Here is a 15,149-nt window from a genome sequence, read left to right on the forward strand (position 1 = left end):
TGCCCGGTCGGGAGCGTTGGAGGTGACGTGGCGGACGGAAATCACAGCAGCTATCACGGTGGGCTCAGCGTGCTGCTTGACGGCCGGAGGCTGTCGCCCGTCCAGCGCAGGATCGCGCACTATCTCAGCGAGAACCTGGATGAGGCGATCTTCCTGTCCAGCGTGGAGCTGGCCGAGCGGGCCGGGGTCAGCCAGCCCTCGGTGACCAGGTTCGCCATGGTGCTGGGCTTCACCGGATACCCCGAGCTGCGGCAGGCCCTGCGGCCGCTCGTGCTGGGCGGAGGCGCCGAGATGCCGCAGGAGAGCCTGCTGCGCGGGGCCATCGACTGCGAGATCCGCAACCTGGCCCTGATCAGGGAGCGGCTGGCGGCGTTCCCGCTCAAGGAGCTGGGTGAGCAGCTCGCCGCCACCGAGCCGCTACCCGTGCTGGGGCTGCGCGTCTCGTGCGGGCTGGCCACCACCTTCGCCTACTACGCCCGCCGCATCCACCCCGACGTGCGGCTGCTCACGCACGGCGGGTCGGAGCTGGCCGACGGGCTGCACGCGGCCCGCCGGGCCGGGGCCGAGTGGCTGGTGGCCGTGGTCCTGCCGAGATACCCGTCGGAGGCCGTGCAGGCCCTGGAGTACGCGGAGAAGCTCGGCCTCCGGGTGGTCGCCATCACCGACAAGGCCGACTTCCCGGCCGAGGTCGTGCTGGACGCCCCCGTGGGCGACCGGCTCGTGTTCGACTCGCACGCGGCGCCGCTGGCCCTGGCCATGGCCCTGGTGGAGGCCATCGCCGACGCGGCGCCGCTGCGTACGCAGGCCAGGCTCGACGAGTACGAGCGGATGGCCGGCGAGACCGGCACGTTCCTAGCCGGCGATCTTCCTTAGCGACCTCATCGACCACATCGTCGTGAGCACCGCCAGCACGATGAACAGGGCGAACGCGACCGGGATCGAGGAGTCCGCCAGCCGCCCGTCGAACAGCGCCCGCCCGGCCTCGACGGCGTGGTAGAGCGGGTTGACCGGGGCGAGGAAGCGCATCCAGTCGGGCGCGAACGAGATCGGCACGAACAGCCCGGCGAGCAGCATGATCGGCAGCATGAACAGGTTGAGCGTCTGCGACATGCCGTTCTCGTCGCGCACGGTCAGCGCCAGCCCCTGCGAGAGCCCGGAGGCGAACAGCCCGGTCGCGGCCATGAGCAGCAGCACCAGCACCAGCTCCACGAGCCCGATCCGCACGCCCATGGCGATGGCCACGATCAGGACCAGGATGGCCTGGAAGACCAGCACCACCATGTCCTTGGCCACCCTCCCGAGCACGATGGCCGGGCGCCAGGCGGGGCTGACGGCGTAGCGTTCGAGGGAGCCGTTGCGCAGCTCGGCGATCATCCCGAACCCGGAGAACAACGACCCGAACACGGCGATCATCATCATGGACGCCGGAGTGAACATGCGCAGCGCGTCCACCGTCGTGCCGCCCGGCGTCAACGTCTTCAGCAGCGGCGCGAACATCAGCAGGTACAGCACCGGCTGCATGATCCCGAAGATCGGCCAGATCGGGTTGCTGAACGACTTCTTCAGCTCGTAGCCGGTGAACAGGACGGTGTGACGGATCATGCGTCGGCTCCCGCGTCGCGAAGGGATCGGCCCGTCTTGGCCAGGAAGACGTCGTCGAGGGTGGAGCGATCGAGCGCGATCGAGCTCAGGCGCAGGCCCTGCTCCTCCAGCGCCCGCAGCAGGGTGGGCAACGTGTGCTCGCCGTCGTCCGCGTAGACGCGCAGCAGGTCGTCGTCCACCCGGGTCTCGCGGGCCATCGGCTTGAGCGTCTCCGCCGCCCGCTCGGGCTCGTCCACCCTGAGCGTGATCACGTCGCCCGAGACCTCCCGCTTGAGGTCGGCCGGTGTGCCCTCGGCCACGACCTGCCCGTGGTCCACGATCATCAGCCGGTCGCACAGCGCGTCGGCCTCGTCGAGGTAGTGGGTGCTGAGCAGCACGCTCGTGCCCGCTTCGCGCAGCTGCCTGATGCGGTCCCAGAGGTTGGCCCGGTTCTGCGGGTCGAGGCCGGTGGTGGGCTCGTCGAGGAAGAGCAGCGGCGGGTTGTGCACGAGCCCGATCGCGATGGCCACGCGCCGCTTCTGGCCGCCGGAGAGCGTACGGCCCGGCCGGTCGGCCATCTCGGTCAGCTCGAACCGGTCGAGCACCTCATCGGTCGCCCGCCCCGGATCGGCCATGGAGTGGATCCTCGCGGCCATCGTGATCTGGGCCCTGGCGCTCGTGGTGTCCTCCACCCCGCCGGCCTGGCTCACGTAGCCGAGGTTGCGCCGGATCGCGGCGGGTTCCTTGAGCAGGTCGTGGCCCGCGATGGTGGCCGTGCCGGCGTCGGGGGCGATCAGCGTGGACAACATCCTGATCGTGGTGGTCTTGCCCGCGCCGTTGGGCCCGAGCACGCCGAAGATCTCGCCCTTGGCCACCTCGAGGTCCACGCCGCGCACGGCCTCGACGGTCTGGGTGCCCTTCCTGCTCCTGGTGGTGAACGTCTTCCGCAGGCCATGTGCCTGGATGATCATCGGGGGGTTCAGCTCCTTCATGGCAACTCGTCGGCCTCGACCCGCGGTATCGCCTTCTCCACCCAGTCGAGCTGGGCCTGGAGCATGGCCCGCTGCAGGCCGAGGTTCTCGTTGACGTGCTGAGGGGCGCCGTGTGCCAGCTTGACGCCGGTGATGTGTCCCATGGTCTCGACGTACATCTTGAGCTGGGCCATCCTGCCACGCAGCGCCGTCAATATCTCCTGCTTGTCCAGCCTGTCGATGAACGTCATCGCCACCTGGAACGGGTCCACGACGGGCTTGAGCTCGTGCCACGCCTGGAGGAGCATCCGGTGGAACTCCGCGCGGCCGAGGTCGGTCAGCGCGTAGACGACCTTGCCGCCCTTGCCCGCCTCGACGATCTCCAGCAGGCCCTCGTCGGCCATCTTGCCGAGGCCGTGGTAGATCGAGCCGAAGGCCACGTTGGTCCAGGTCTCGATCCCCATGACCTCCAGGCGCCGGCGCACGCCGTAGCCGTTCATGGGGCCGTCGAGCAGGGCGCCGAGGATCAGGATGCGCGTCGAAGACATGCTCAAGTTTGCATACAAATTTGAGTAATCGTCAAGCTCAATAAGCTGCCTTCATGAGTGAACGACCGACGGCGCTGGTCACCGGCGCCTCCCGGGGTGTCGGCGCGGCCGTCGCCCGCGCGCTGGCCCCGACCCACGACGTCATCCTGGGCGGCCGTGACCAGGAGGCGTTGACCGCGCTGGCGGCCGAGCTGCCCGGCGCGCGGCCCTGGCCGGTGGAGCTGACGCGGGTCGCGGCGGCCGACGTCGAGGGCGTCGAGCGGCTCGACGTGCTCGTGCACAGCGCCGGGGTCAGCTGGCTGGGCCGCATCGCCGACCAGCCCGCCGACGTGTGGCGCCGGACCATGGAGGTGAACGTCGTCGCGGTCGCCGAGCTGACCAGGCTGCTGCTGCCCGCGCTGCGGCGGGCCGGCGGCCACGTCGTGTGCGTGAACTCCGGCTCCGGCCAGCGGGCCAACCCCGACTGGGCCTCCTACGCCGCCAGCAAGTTCGCGCTGAAGGCGTTCGCGGACGCGTTGCGGCTGGAGGAGCCCGAGCTCAGGGTCACGACCGTCTATCCGGGGCGGACCGCGACCGACATGCAGCGCGGCGTGCGGGCGTACGAGGGCGGGGAGTTCGAGCCGGAGAGGTACCTCAGGCCGGAGACCGTGGCGCGGGCGGTGCTGGCGGCCGTCACGGCCGGGCCCGACGCCCACCTCACCGAGGTGACCGTCCGGCCCAGGGGCGGTCCCGTCAACTGAGCTGAATGGGTCCATTCGGCGCGGGCTCCTGGACCGGCGACACGCCCGCGCCGATCCGGCCCACGGGAGCCGGTCACGACGCGGGAATCCTGGCCACGGCGGGCGTTCCCGGACACCACGCCGTCCGCCGGGAACCCCACCGGCGTGTCCGGTACCCCCGGCGAGCTCGCGGAGCGGGCAGACTGCGAGGCGGGAGTCGTGGCACTCGTGGACGTGCTGGAGGATCTGTGTCGCTGACCTACTGGTGCGAGCGGGCCTGGCTGCCCGACGGGGTCGCCGACGACGTGCTCGTCGAGATCGACGGCACCAGGATCAGCCGGATCGAGCAGGGCCCGCCGGGCTCCGCCGAGCGGCTGGCCGGGCTGACGATCCCCGGCCTGGCCAACGCCCATTCCCACGCCTTCCACCGCGCGCTGCGCGGCGCCACCCAGGAGGGCCGGGGCGACTTCTGGACCTGGCGCGAGCTGATGTACGAGGTGGCCGCCCGGCTCGACCCCGATTCCTACCTGCGCCTGGCCACGGCCGTCTACGCCGAGATGGCGCTGGCCGGGGTGACCTGCGTGGGCGAGTTCCACTACCTGCACCACGCCGAGGGCGGCCGGCCGTACGACGACCCCAACGCGATGGGCCACGCCCTCGTCCGCGCCGCCCGCGCCGCCGGCCTGCGCATCGCGCTGCTCGACACCTGCTACGTCTCCGGCGGCGTCGGCGCGTCCCTGTCCGGGGTGCAGCTGCGCTTCAGCGACGGGGACGCCGAGCGCTGGGCGGCCAGGGCCGAGCGGCTGGCCGCGGCCTACGAGGGGCAGCCCGACGTGGAGATCGGCGCGGCCATCCACTCCGTACGCGCGGTGCCGCCCGAGCAGATGCCCGTCGTGGCCGACTTCTCCCACCGGCACGCGGCCCCCCTGCACGTGCACGTCTCCGAGCAGCGCGCGGAGAACGCGGCCTGCGTCGAGATGTACGCCGCCACCCCCGTCCAGATCCTGCACGAGCGCGGCGCGCTGGGGCCGCGCTCGACCGCGGTGCACGCCACCCACCTGACCGACGTGGACATCGAGCTGCTCGGGCAGTCGGGGACGTACATCTGCATGTGCCCCACCACCGAACGCGACCTCGCCGACGGCATCGGACCCGCCAGGGCGGCGTGCGACCGTGGCGCGCGGATCACGCTGGGCTCCGACAGCCACGCCGTGATCGACCTGTTCGAGGAGGCCAGGGCGGTGGAGCTGAACGAGCGGCTGGCCAGCGAGCGGCGCGGCCACTGGCCCGCCGCCGACCTGCTCGCCGCCGCCACGGGCGCGGGCCACGCCTCGCTCGGCTTCCCCGACGCGGGCCTGCTCGTCCCCGGCGCCTGGGCGGACCTGGTGTCGGTACGCCTCGACTCGGTGCGCACGGCGGGCGCGTCCGGGGCGGAGGCGATCGTGTACGCGGCCACCGCGGCCGACGTGCACGCGGTCGTCTCCGGGGGCCGCCGCGTGGTCGCCGAGGGCCGCCACGTGCTCGGTGACGTCGGACCCATGCTCGCCCAGGCGATAGGAGACCTGCGATGACCACGACCCTGATCGACCGGATCGGGCTCCTCTACACCGGCGACCCGGAACGCGAGGAGCTCGCCGACGCCGCGCTCGTCATCGAGGACGGCCTGGTGGCCTGGACCGGCCCCGCCGCCGAGGCCCCGGACGCCGACGAACGCGTGGACGCCGGCGGTCGCGCCGTGCTCCCCGGGTTCGTGGACAGCCACGCCCACCTGGTCTTCGCCGGCGACCGGACGGCCGAGTTCCAGGCCCGCATGTCCGGCGAGCCGTACACCGGGGGTGGCATCAGGACCACGGTAGCCGCCACCCGCGAGGCGAGCGAGGCCGAGCTGGCCACGCACACCCTCGCCCTGGTGAACGAGATGCTCGCGCAGGGCACCACCACCGTCGAGATCAAGAGCGGCTACGGCCTGTCCGTCGAGCACGAGCGGCGCTCGCTGGAGATCGCCACCGGGCTGACCGACGAGACCACCTTCCTGGGGGCGCACGTCGTCCCCGCCGACGTGGACGCCGACTCCTACGTGCGGCTCGTGGCCGGGGAGATGCTCGAGGCGTGCGCCCCGTACGCGAAGTGGGTGGACGTGTTCTGCGAGCGGGGCGCGTTCGACGGGGACCAGACGCGGGAGATCCTGACGGCCGGGGTGAAGGCCGGGCTCGGGGCGCGGGTGCACGCCAACCAGCTCACCGAGGGGCCGGGGGTGCGCATCGCGTGCGAGCTGGGCGCGGCCTCCGCCGACCACTGCACCCACCTGACGGCGGCCGACGTGGACGCGCTGGCCTCCTCGGGGACGGTGGCGACGCTGTTGCCGGGGGCCGAGTTCTCCACGCGGTCGCCGTACCCCGACGCGCGGCGGCTCATCGACGCGGGCGCGACGGTGGCGCTGGCGACCGACTGCAACCCGGGGTCGTCGTTCACGTCGTCGATGGCGTTCTGCGTGGCGCTGGCCGTGCGGGAGATGCGGATGACGCCGCTGGAGGCGATCAGGGCGGCGACGTACGGCGGGGCACGCGCGCTACGCCGTACGGACGTAGGCTGGCTGCGGCGCGGAGCCCGCGCGGACCTCGTCGTGCTCGACGCCCCGTCCTACGTCCATCTGGCCTATCGACCCGGCGTTCCCCTTGTCCACCAGGTGTTTCAGAGCGGCCTCCTCCTTTAGGAGGACGACCAGAACCATCCCACGGTCGTAGCTGTTTAGGGAATCTTTGCTTCTGGCCGGACGTTGGCGGGATATAGAACGCAGCTGCGGAACGAGGTGCCTGGGGATGGCAAGGCCTACGGGGAGTCGCACGCAGGAGCAGCACGTCGCTGATCGCGATCTGCTGGGGACCTATTTGGCCGAGATCGGCCGGGTCCCGCTGCTCACGGCGGAGGAAGAGGTGGAGCTCGCCAAGCGGATCGAGGCGGGCCTGTTCGCCGAGCAGCTGCTCGACAGCGGGGGCACGGAGCCGCGCATCGGGGACGCGGCCGACGAGGAGCTGGAACGGCTGGCCATCTCGGGCCAGCGCGCCAAGGACGAGTTCATCCAGGCCAACCTGCGCCTGGTGGTGGCGGTGGCCAGGAAATATTCGGGCCGGGGGATGCCGCTCATCGACTTGGTCCAGGAGGGGAACCTGGGCCTTGTTCGTGCGGTGGAGAAGTTCGACTACCGGCGGGGATACAAGTTCTCCACCTACGCCACGTGGTGGATCAGGCAGTCGGTGGGCCGGGCCATCCACGAGCAGGCCCGCCCGGTGCGTCTTCCGACGCACGCCGGGGAGCAGATGACCCGGCTGATGCGGGTCCGGCGCGACCTGCTGGCGGAGTTCGACGCCGAGCCGACCGACGACGATCTCGCCGGGATCCTCGAGCTGCCGATCGAGCGGGTCCGTGAGCTGCGCCGCTGGGCCTCCGACCCGGTCTCGCTGCAGCTGGGGGTCGGCGACGAGGACGAGACGGAGCTCGGCGACATGATCGCCGACGAGACCTGGGCCGACCCCGAGCAGCAGGCCATCGACATCCTGGAGCGCGAGCGCCTCGACCAGTGGCTGACCGGGCTCGAGGGCTCCACCAGCGAGATGCTGCGGTGGCGGTACGGCCTGGTCGACGGGCGCGAGCACACGCTGACGGAGGTGGGGGAGCGCTACGGCATCGGCCGCGACCGCGCCCGCCGGATCGAGCGTGACGCGCTGGCCCGCCTCCGCAAGATGGCGACCGCGGCCGCCTAGGCTTCCCGGGTTTCACGGCGGCCGGGTCTGCCCCGGCCGCCGTTTCCTCATGAGTGGGTCAGGAGGCGGCGCAGGAACTCCTCGACCGCGGCCTCCGCCGTGGCGTGGTCGCCGCCCCTGGCCACCAGCAGGGCGCTCTCGTTGACCGCCGCCAGCAACATGTGCGCGTGCAGGTCGAGGAACTCGGGCGGCACCGCCCCCGTGGCCTGCAGGGCCGCCTTCAGCATGCCGAACGAATGGCGCTCCTCCAGGGCCCGCCACCGCTCCCACCCCAGCACCGACGGCGCGTCGATGAGGACGATGCGCTGGACGACCGGGTCGCCGGCGAGCCTGATCCAGGCCAGCACGCCGGCCCGCAGCGATTGCGCCGGATCCTTCAGGCCGCGGACCGCCTGCACGATCTTGACGCCCACGGCCGCCTCCGTGGCCTCCAGCACCGCCTCGAACAGGGCTTCCTTGCCCGCGTAATGGTGGTAGAGCGCCCCTCTGCTCAGCCCCGACTCCTGCAGCACCGTCTCGATCGAGGTGTCGTCGTAGCCCCGCTCGGCGAACAGCCGCGTGGCGATGGTCAGGACCCTGTCGCGGGTGGCCGCGCCGCGTTCGGCCTTGAGGTTCATGGATCCCAGTCTAGACAAACCGACTGTCGGTCTGTAATTTCGTAGACCGACAGTCGGTTTGTAATCGGGAGGGTTTCCATGGACGGCATCAATTACGTGGACGTCGGGCAGGGGCCGGTCAGCCTGTTCGTGCACGGCGTCGGCACCAGCTCCCACCTGTGGCGCAACGTCATCGCCGAGCTCCGCGACGAGCGCCGCTGCGTGGCCGTCGACCTGCCGGCGCACGGCGGCAGCGCCGTACGCGACGACCTCTCCATCCCCGCGCTCGCCGAGGCCGTCGAGGAGCTCTGCGAGCACCTCGGCCTCAGCGAGGTCGATCTCGTCGCCAACGACACCGGCGGCGCGGTGGCCCAGGTCTTCGCCGTACGCCACCGCGAGCGCCTGCGTACGCTCACCCTCACCAACTGCGACGTGCACACCAACACGCCGCCCGAGGCGTTCCGGCCCACCGTCGAGCTGGCCGCCAGGGGAGAGCTGGCCGCGCTCACCGCCGCCGTGCTCGACCAGCCCGAGCTGCTGGCCAGGACCGCGTTCGGCGACGGCTACGAGCGCATCGACGACCCGGCGGCGCTGGTCGACGCGTACCTGCGGCCGATCTTCGCCAAGCCGGACGGCGGCCGTGCGTTCGAGCGGCTGCTGGCCTCCATCGACGCCAAGGACCTGATCGCCATCGAGCCGCAGCTCACCGTGCTGACCGTGCCGACGCTCGTGGTGTGGGGCACGGGTGATGTGTTCTTCGACGTGAGCTGGGCGCGCTGGCTGCGCGACACGATCCCGGGCGTTCGGGAGATCGTGGAGATCGACGGCGGGCGGTTGTTCTTCCCCGACGAGCGGGCCGCCGAGCTCGTGCCCCATCTGCGGCGGTTCTGGGCCCAGCCGTAGGCTCGTCGGCATGCATGTCGAGACGCTACGCCGTTATCCGGTCAAGTCGATGCTGGGGGAAGAGATCGCCGAGAGCGAGGTGACGGAGCGGGGGCTCGGCGGAGATCGGGCGCGGGCGGTGCTCGACGTCGCCACCGGGAAGATCGCCAGTGCCAAGAACCCCCGGCTGTGGCGCGGGCTGCTGGCGATCGAGGGCGCGCGGGTGCCGGGCGACGCGGAGCTGTCGGAGCTGCTCGGGCGCGAGGTCCGGCTGATCGACGTGCCGCCGGAGGGTGCCGAGCTCGAACGGTCGGTGCCGGAGGAGGTGCTGGCCGAGGGCATCGAGGCCGAGGTGCCCCACACCATGACCACGATCGGCACGGGGTCCCCCGAGGGCACGTTCTTCGACTTCGCGCCGGTTCACCTGATCTCCACGTCCGCTCTTGAGCGGATCGGCGCGCTCGGCCCGCGCGGGCACGTCGAAGCCCTCCGCTACCGGCCCAATCTGGTGATCGCGACCGAGGCGGAGGGCTTCGTGGAGAACGACTGGGTGGGACGCGGGCTGCGCGTCGGCGACGACGTGCTGCTGCAGGTCATCGTGGCCACCCCGCGCTGCGCCGTCCCGACGCTGGCGCACGGCTCGCTGGGGCGCGACGCCGACGCGCTGCGCACGGTCTCCCGGCACAACCGGGTGCCGGTGTTCGACCTGGAGCCGCAGGCGTGCGCCGGTGTGTACGCGCGCGTCGTGCGGCCCGGCCTCGTCAGGAAGGGCGATCAGGTACGGCTCACGTGAGCGGCGTCAGATACTTGTCCAGGTCGTCAAGGATCTTGCCGGCCGCCGTGACGCCGATCCCGAGCATCCAGATCTCGTCGTCCACGTTGTGGGCGTTGCCCGACTTGACCGCTTCGAGGTTCTTCCACAGGGGCCCGCCGGTCACCTCGGCCTGCGACTTGGCGGCGGCCTCGCCGTACGCGCTGTAGAAGACCGCGTCCGCGTCGGCCTGGGCGATGTTCTCCTGGCTCAGCTTGCCGAAGCGCTTGTCCTCCTGGCTGGCGAGCTGCTGCACCTCGGGCCTGGGGATGCCCGCGTCGCCGACGACGATGCCGCTGAACGACTCGGGGCCGTACATGCGGATCTCGGTCGGCATGAACCGCACGATGCTGACCTGCAGCTTCGTGAACTTGGCACCCACCTCCTTCGCCCGCGTCCCGTACGCCGACAGCAGCTGCTGCGCCTGGTCCTTCTTGCCCAGCGCCTCGGCGTCGAGCAGGAAGTTCTCCTTCCAGGTGACGCCGACCCGCTCGGTGAACACGGTCGGGGCGATCTTGGCGAGCTTGTCGTAGAAGGCGGCCTGGCGGAACTTGGAGCCGAGGATGAGGTCCGGCTTGAGCGCCATGATGGCCTCGATGTTGAGCTGCTGGAGCGTGCCGACCGCCTTCGTGCCGGCCAGCGCGGAGCCGAGGTATTTCGGCCACGCCTGGTTCTCCTGGGCCTGCGCGGCGCCGACGGGGGTCAGGCCGAGCGAGACCATCGTGTCGAGCTTGTCGGTGTCGAGCACGACGACCCGCTTCGGGGTCATGGGCACCTTGGTCTCGCCCATGGCGTGCTTGACGGTCCTGGTGGGGCCCTCCTCCTGGGAGGTGGTGGAAGTACCACAGGCGGCGAGAGTGAGGATGGGGAGCATGGCGGCGACGGCCAGGCTGAGACGCATGGGCATTTCCTTGATCGCTAAGGTTAGGCAACCCTAAGTGTCTCATGTCCGGTATAGCGCTTCCGAAATCGGTGGCGTGAGAAGCCCGAAACGTACGCGAAACACCAGCGCGGCGAGATTCACGAATGTGAAACACGCCTGGTCGAGCCACGAAACCCCAGGCGAACACGCTGTGGCCACACGTCACATGTAAGAAGGAGGGTCGCTTCGATGATCGACAGCGGCACTACCGCCTGGATGCTGGTATGCACCGCCCTGGTGCTGCTGATGACTCCGGGCCTCGCGTTCTTCTACGGGGGCATGACAAGGGCCAAGAGCGTCCTGAACATGATGATGATGTCGTTCGTCAGCATCATCGTCGTGACGGTCGCCTGGGTCTTGTACGGCTACTCGCTCGCGTTCGACACGGCCGGTGATGGCGCCGGCTTCGTCAACAAGATCGTCGGAGGACTCGACTATGTCGGTCTGAGCGGGGTGTTCAACGCCGTCTACGAAGGACTGATCGTCGAGGGCGGCAGCGTGACGGCCGAGGCCGCGGCGGCGGACAACTTCCCGCTGATGGTGTTCTCGGCCTTCCAGCTCACCTTCGCCATCATCACCGTCGCGCTGATCAGCGGCGCCATCGCCGACCGGGCCAAGTTCGGCGCGTGGGTGGTGTTCTCCCTCGTGTGGGCCACGGTGGTCTACTTCCCCGTCGCTCACTGGGTCTGGGGCGGCGGCTGGCTCACCCAGCTCGGCATCGAGGACTTCGCCGGCGGTACGGTCGTCCACATCAACGCCGGCGCCGCGGCCCTCGCGCTCGCGCTCGTCCTGGGCAAGCGCAAGGGCTGGCGCAAGGAGCCCATGCGCCCGCACAACCTGACCCTGGTGCTGCTCGGCACCGGGCTGCTGTGGTTCGGCTGGTTCGGCTTCAACGCGGGATCCGAGCTCGCCCCCGACCAGACCGCCGGTCTGGCGTTCATGAACACCCAGATCGCCACGGCCGTCGCCGCCGGTGCCTGGCTCGTGGTGGAGAAGCTGCGCGACGGTCACGCGACCACGCTCGGCGTCGCCTCCGGCGCGGTGGCCGGTCTGGTCGCCATCACGCCCGCCTGTGGTTTCGTCGACCCGTGGGCCGCCCTGGTCATCGGCGTGCTCGCCGGCGTGGGCTGCGCCTACGCCGTCGGCCTGAAGTACAAGGCCGGCTTCGACGACTCGCTCGACGTGGTCGGCGTGCATCTCGTCGGCGGTGTGATCGGCGCCGTGGCCCTGGGCTTCGTCGCGGCCTACCCGTTCCTGCCCGGCCAGAACAAGGGCATCCTGATCGAGGGCGGGCAGGTCAGCCAGCTCGGCCTCCAGGTGCTCGGCCCGGTCGCGGTCGGCGGCTACTCCTTCGTGGTCTCCTGGATCATCGGTAAGATCATCGACAAGACGATGGGCTTCCGTGTCGCCGAGGAGTCCGAGGTCACCGGCATCGACATCACGACCCACGCCGAGACCGGCTACGACCTCGGCACGGTTCACGCCTCCGGCGTCAACTCCCCCAACGGTCCCGCCGCACCCGCTCCGAAGAAGGTGGACGCATGAGGCTCATCACGGCGATCATCAAGCCCTTCAAGCTGGATGACGTGAAGGCCGCGCTGGAACAGTTCGGCATCAAGGGGATGACGGTCAGCGAGGCGAGCGGCTACGGCCGGCAGCGCGGCCACACCGAGGTGTACCGCGGCGCCGAGTACCAGGTCGACCTGGTGCCGAAGGTCCGGCTGGAGGTCCTCGCCGAAGAGGATGACACCGAGGACGTGATCGACGTCATCGTCAAGGCCGCGCACACCGGCAAGATCGGTGACGGCAAGGTCTGGTCCGTGCCGGTCGACACCGTCATCCGCGTGCGCACCGGAGAACGGGGTCCGGAAGCCCTGTGAGGTACCTGGCCGACGAAGTCCAGGTTGAGTTCCGCAGGGTTTTCCTGATGGATCCGCGGCGATGCTCGGACAACGGCGTCCGGGCGGAGCTCGGCAAGGGGGCACAGTAGTGAGGGGAGAGGCCCGTTCGTACGCCGCGGCCCGCAAGGAGCGGGCCGCGGACACCGACCGCTGGCTCAAGGATCTCTTCCGCACGGCGAGCGACGGCGACCACGTCTCACTGGTCGCCGTCGGGAGCCTGGGCAGGGGCGAGCTGGCGCCCGGCAGCGACCTCGACCTGGTGCTGCTGCACAACGGCCGGGCCGACGTGGCCAGGATCGCCGACCGGATCTGGTATCCGATCTGGGACTCGGCGGTCAACCTCGACCACTCCGTACGCACGGTGGAAGAGGCGGTGTCCGTCGCCAGGCAGGATCTCAAGGCCGTGCTCGGCCTCATCCAAGCCAGGCACGTGGCCGGTGACCCCGAGCTGACCAGGAAGGCCAGGGAGTCCGTGCTGGCCGAATGGCGGGCCGACTCCCGGCGCAGGCTCGGCGAGCTGCGTGACGCGGCCGACAAGCGGGCCCAGGTCAGCGGCGAGCTGGCCTTCCTGCTGGAGCCCGACCTCAAGGACGGCCGCGGCGGGTTGCGCGACGTCCAGGCGATGCAGGCCGTGGCCGCCGCCTGGGTCGCCTCGGCGCCGGGCCCGCGGGCGCGGGAGGCGTACGAGCTCATCCTCGACGTGCGGCACGCGCTGCACATCGTCACCGCGCGCGGCACCGACCGGCTGGTGCTGCAGGAGCAGGACGCGGTGGCCGGACTGCTCGGCCTGCTGGACGCCGAAGCGCTGATGCGCAGGCTGGCCGAGGCGGGCCGCACGATCTCCCACGCGTTCGACGCCACCTGGCGCACTGTTGACAGGCTCCTGTCAGGCCCCGCTCCCCGTGGCCGCCGCCCGCTGGCGGACGGCGTGGTGGAGCATGGCGGCGAGGTCGTGCTCGCCAGGGGGATCGACCCCCGCAAGGACCCGGTGCTGGTGCTGCGCGCCGCCGCGGCCGCGGCCGACTCCGGGCTGCCGCTGGCGCCCGCCACCGTGTCCGTACTCGCTGCTCAGTCCGCCCCGATGCCGGTGCCGTGGCCCGAGGAGGCCCGCGACGCGCTGGTGTCGATCCTCGGCGCGGGCCGGGCCGCCGTGCCCGTGTGGGAGGAGCTCGACCAGGCGGGCATCCTTGTCAAGCTGCTTCCTGACTGGGAGCGCGTACGCCACCGCCCCCAGCGCAACCCCATTCACCGCTTCACGGTCGACCGCCACCTGATCGAGGCCGCCGCGAACGCCGCCAGCCACACCCGCGAGGTCTCCCGTCCCGACCTCCTGCTGATCGGGGCGCTGCTGCACGACGTCGGCAAGGGCTGGCCGGGTGACCACTCCGCGACCGGCGAGGTCGTGGTCCGCGACATCGCCACCCGCATCGGCCTGCCCGCCCAGGACGTCGAGACGCTGGCCACCGTCGTACGCCACCACCTGCTGCTCCCCGAGACCGCCACCCGCAGGGATCTCGACGACCCCGTGACGATCGAGAAGGTCGCCGCGACGGTCGGTACGCGGGAGGTGCTCGACCTGCTGGCCGCGCTGGCGGTCGCCGACGGCAACGCGACCGGTCCGGCCGCGTGGAACAGCTGGAAGGCCGGGCTCGTCGCCGACCTGGTGCGCCGCGTCAGGTCCGTGCTGGCCGGCTCACCGCCGCCCAAGCCGCCCACCCTCTCGCCGGAGCAGGCCGCGCTGGCCCGCCACGGCGGCGGCGCGATCCGGGTCAACGGGGGAGCGGTCACGGTCGTCGCCCCCGACCGGGTGGGCCTGCTGTGGAGCGCCGCCGGGGTGCTGTCCGCGCACCGGCTCGTCGTGCGCTCCGCCTCGTCCGCGTCCGCGGGATCCACCGCGGTGATCGAGTTCTCCGTCATCCCCGAGTACGGTTCCCCTCCCGACCCGGCGACGCTGGAGTCCGATCTCCGTCTCGTCCTTGCTGGCCGTCTTGACATAGAGCAGCGGCTGGCCCGCCGCACCCGCTCCTTGCGGCCGCCCCGCGTACCCGTGGCCCCACCTCGGGTGACACTGGTCGACGACGCCTCCGCCACCGCCACCGTGGTGGAAGTCAGGGCCCATGACAGGCCGGGACTCTTGTGGCGTATAGGACGGGCGTTCGGGGAGTGCGGTCTTGACGTGCGAGCCGCTCGCGTGGAGACTCTCGGCGCGGAGGCAGTGGACGTCTTCTATGTTGTGGACCGCGCTGGTCGCCCCCTCAGCGACGAAGCGCAGAGGGCTCAAGTCCGCGATCAAGTCCTTGCCGCACTGCGATAACCAATAGCACACGACAAACGGTCACGTTTGTAACGATTGTGTCCGAAATGCCTGGTAAGTCGGATGCTGCGGATACCTTGTGGACGGCTTGAAGACCCGTTGCTGACGGGACGATTGAGGGGTAGCGGAAGCGGTGACTACGG

At 70.9% G+C, this 15,149-nt stretch carries 15 protein-coding genes; 10 read left to right on the top strand and 5 right to left on the bottom strand.

All coding sequences use genetic code 11. The features are described from left to right. Positions 1-27: 27 nt before the first annotated feature. Positions 28-873: a MurR/RpiR family transcriptional regulator gene (locus ACTWPW_RS05490; RefSeq protein ID WP_375114988.1), complete on the top strand. Its 846-nt coding sequence runs from the start codon at positions 28-30 to the stop codon at positions 871-873. On the opposite strand, the gene ACTWPW_RS05495 is transcribed toward ACTWPW_RS05490, so the two are convergent. Genes ACTWPW_RS05495 through ACTWPW_RS05505 form a run of 3 tightly spaced genes read right to left on the bottom strand, consistent with a single transcriptional unit; the run spans position 853 to position 3,100 of the window. Next, positions 853-1,602: an ABC transporter permease gene (locus ACTWPW_RS05495; protein WP_375114989.1), complete on the bottom strand. Its 750-nt coding sequence runs from the start codon at positions 1,600-1,602 to the stop codon at positions 853-855. The genes ACTWPW_RS05490 and ACTWPW_RS05495 overlap by 21 nt on opposite strands. Next, on the bottom strand, positions 1,599-2,573 hold the full coding sequence (locus ACTWPW_RS05500) for an ATP-binding cassette domain-containing protein (protein WP_443168101.1): 975 nt from the start codon (positions 2,571-2,573) through the stop codon (positions 1,599-1,601). Before ACTWPW_RS05500 ends, ACTWPW_RS05495 begins: the two co-directional genes overlap by 4 nt. Continuing rightward, complete coding sequence (locus tag ACTWPW_RS05505; RefSeq protein WP_375114991.1) at positions 2,570-3,100, bottom strand: PadR family transcriptional regulator; 531 nt, start codon at positions 3,098-3,100, stop codon at positions 2,570-2,572. The genes ACTWPW_RS05500 and ACTWPW_RS05505 overlap by 4 nt, the downstream gene beginning before the upstream one ends. 53 nt (positions 3,101-3,153) lie before the next feature. Here ACTWPW_RS05505 and ACTWPW_RS05510 point away from each other — a divergent pair, with 53 nt between their 5' ends. The 4 genes from ACTWPW_RS05510 (at position 3,154) to ACTWPW_RS05525 (ending at position 7,580) form a co-directional block, all read left to right on the top strand. Continuing rightward, positions 3,154-3,840, top strand: coding sequence for an SDR family oxidoreductase (locus ACTWPW_RS05510; protein WP_443168102.1), 687 nt, complete (start codon positions 3,154-3,156; stop codon positions 3,838-3,840). Between the two features lie 227 nt (positions 3,841-4,067). Next, the gene (locus ACTWPW_RS05515; RefSeq protein WP_443168103.1) at positions 4,068-5,390 is read left to right on the top strand and encodes a formimidoylglutamate deiminase; all 1,323 of its coding nucleotides are present in this window, start codon (positions 4,068-4,070) and stop codon (positions 5,388-5,390) included. Next, positions 5,387-6,532: an imidazolonepropionase gene (gene hutI, locus ACTWPW_RS05520; protein WP_375114994.1), complete on the top strand. Its 1,146-nt coding sequence runs from the start codon at positions 5,387-5,389 to the stop codon at positions 6,530-6,532. The genes ACTWPW_RS05515 and hutI overlap by 4 nt, the downstream gene beginning before the upstream one ends. Before the next feature lie 106 nt (positions 6,533-6,638). Beyond that, entirely contained in the window at positions 6,639-7,580 is a 942-nt protein-coding gene (locus ACTWPW_RS05525) for a sigma-70 family RNA polymerase sigma factor (RefSeq protein WP_375114995.1), read from the top strand. A 47-nt stretch (positions 7,581-7,627) separates the two neighbouring features. Here the strand turns inward: ACTWPW_RS05525 and ACTWPW_RS05530 are convergent, their stop codons facing one another. After that, the gene (locus ACTWPW_RS05530; RefSeq protein WP_443168104.1) at positions 7,628-8,197 is read right to left on the bottom strand and encodes a TetR/AcrR family transcriptional regulator; all 570 of its coding nucleotides are present in this window, start codon (positions 8,195-8,197) and stop codon (positions 7,628-7,630) included. Between the two features lie 78 nt (positions 8,198-8,275). Between ACTWPW_RS05530 and ACTWPW_RS05535 the strand changes: the two genes are divergently transcribed. Both ACTWPW_RS05535 and ACTWPW_RS05540 read left to right on the top strand, forming a co-directional pair. Further along, positions 8,276-9,079 (top strand): alpha/beta fold hydrolase, encoded by an 804-nt coding sequence (locus ACTWPW_RS05535; protein ID WP_364114615.1) that lies wholly within the window; start codon positions 8,276-8,278, stop codon positions 9,077-9,079. A 10-nt stretch (positions 9,080-9,089) separates the two neighbouring features. Beyond that, positions 9,090-9,851, top strand: a complete 762-nt coding sequence (locus tag ACTWPW_RS05540; RefSeq protein WP_375114997.1) for an MOSC domain-containing protein — start codon at positions 9,090-9,092, stop codon at positions 9,849-9,851. Here the strand turns inward: ACTWPW_RS05540 and ACTWPW_RS05545 are convergent. Further along, the gene (locus ACTWPW_RS05545; protein ID WP_375114998.1) at positions 9,844-10,770 is read right to left on the bottom strand and encodes an ABC transporter substrate-binding protein; all 927 of its coding nucleotides are present in this window, start codon (positions 10,768-10,770) and stop codon (positions 9,844-9,846) included. The genes ACTWPW_RS05540 and ACTWPW_RS05545 overlap by 8 nt on opposite strands. 210 nt (positions 10,771-10,980) lie before the next feature. Between ACTWPW_RS05545 and ACTWPW_RS05550 the strand changes: the two genes are divergently transcribed. From ACTWPW_RS05550 to ACTWPW_RS05560, 3 genes are all read left to right on the top strand, one after another. Next, complete coding sequence (locus tag ACTWPW_RS05550) at positions 10,981-12,336, top strand: ammonium transporter (protein ID WP_375114999.1); 1,356 nt, start codon at positions 10,981-10,983, stop codon at positions 12,334-12,336. Continuing rightward, on the top strand, positions 12,333-12,671 hold the full coding sequence (locus ACTWPW_RS05555) for a P-II family nitrogen regulator (protein ID WP_020546578.1): 339 nt from the start codon (positions 12,333-12,335) through the stop codon (positions 12,669-12,671). The genes ACTWPW_RS05550 and ACTWPW_RS05555 overlap by 4 nt, the downstream gene beginning before the upstream one ends. A gap of 109 nt (positions 12,672-12,780) precedes the next feature. After that, on the top strand, positions 12,781-15,006 hold the full coding sequence (locus tag ACTWPW_RS05560; RefSeq protein WP_375115000.1) for a [protein-PII] uridylyltransferase: 2,226 nt from the start codon (positions 12,781-12,783) through the stop codon (positions 15,004-15,006). Positions 15,007-15,149: the final 143 nt, after the last annotated feature.

Origin of the sequence: Nonomuraea sp. KM90 (assembly GCF_052246675.1) — a bacterium.
Lineage (GTDB): Bacteria > Actinomycetota > Actinomycetes > Streptosporangiales > Streptosporangiaceae > Nonomuraea.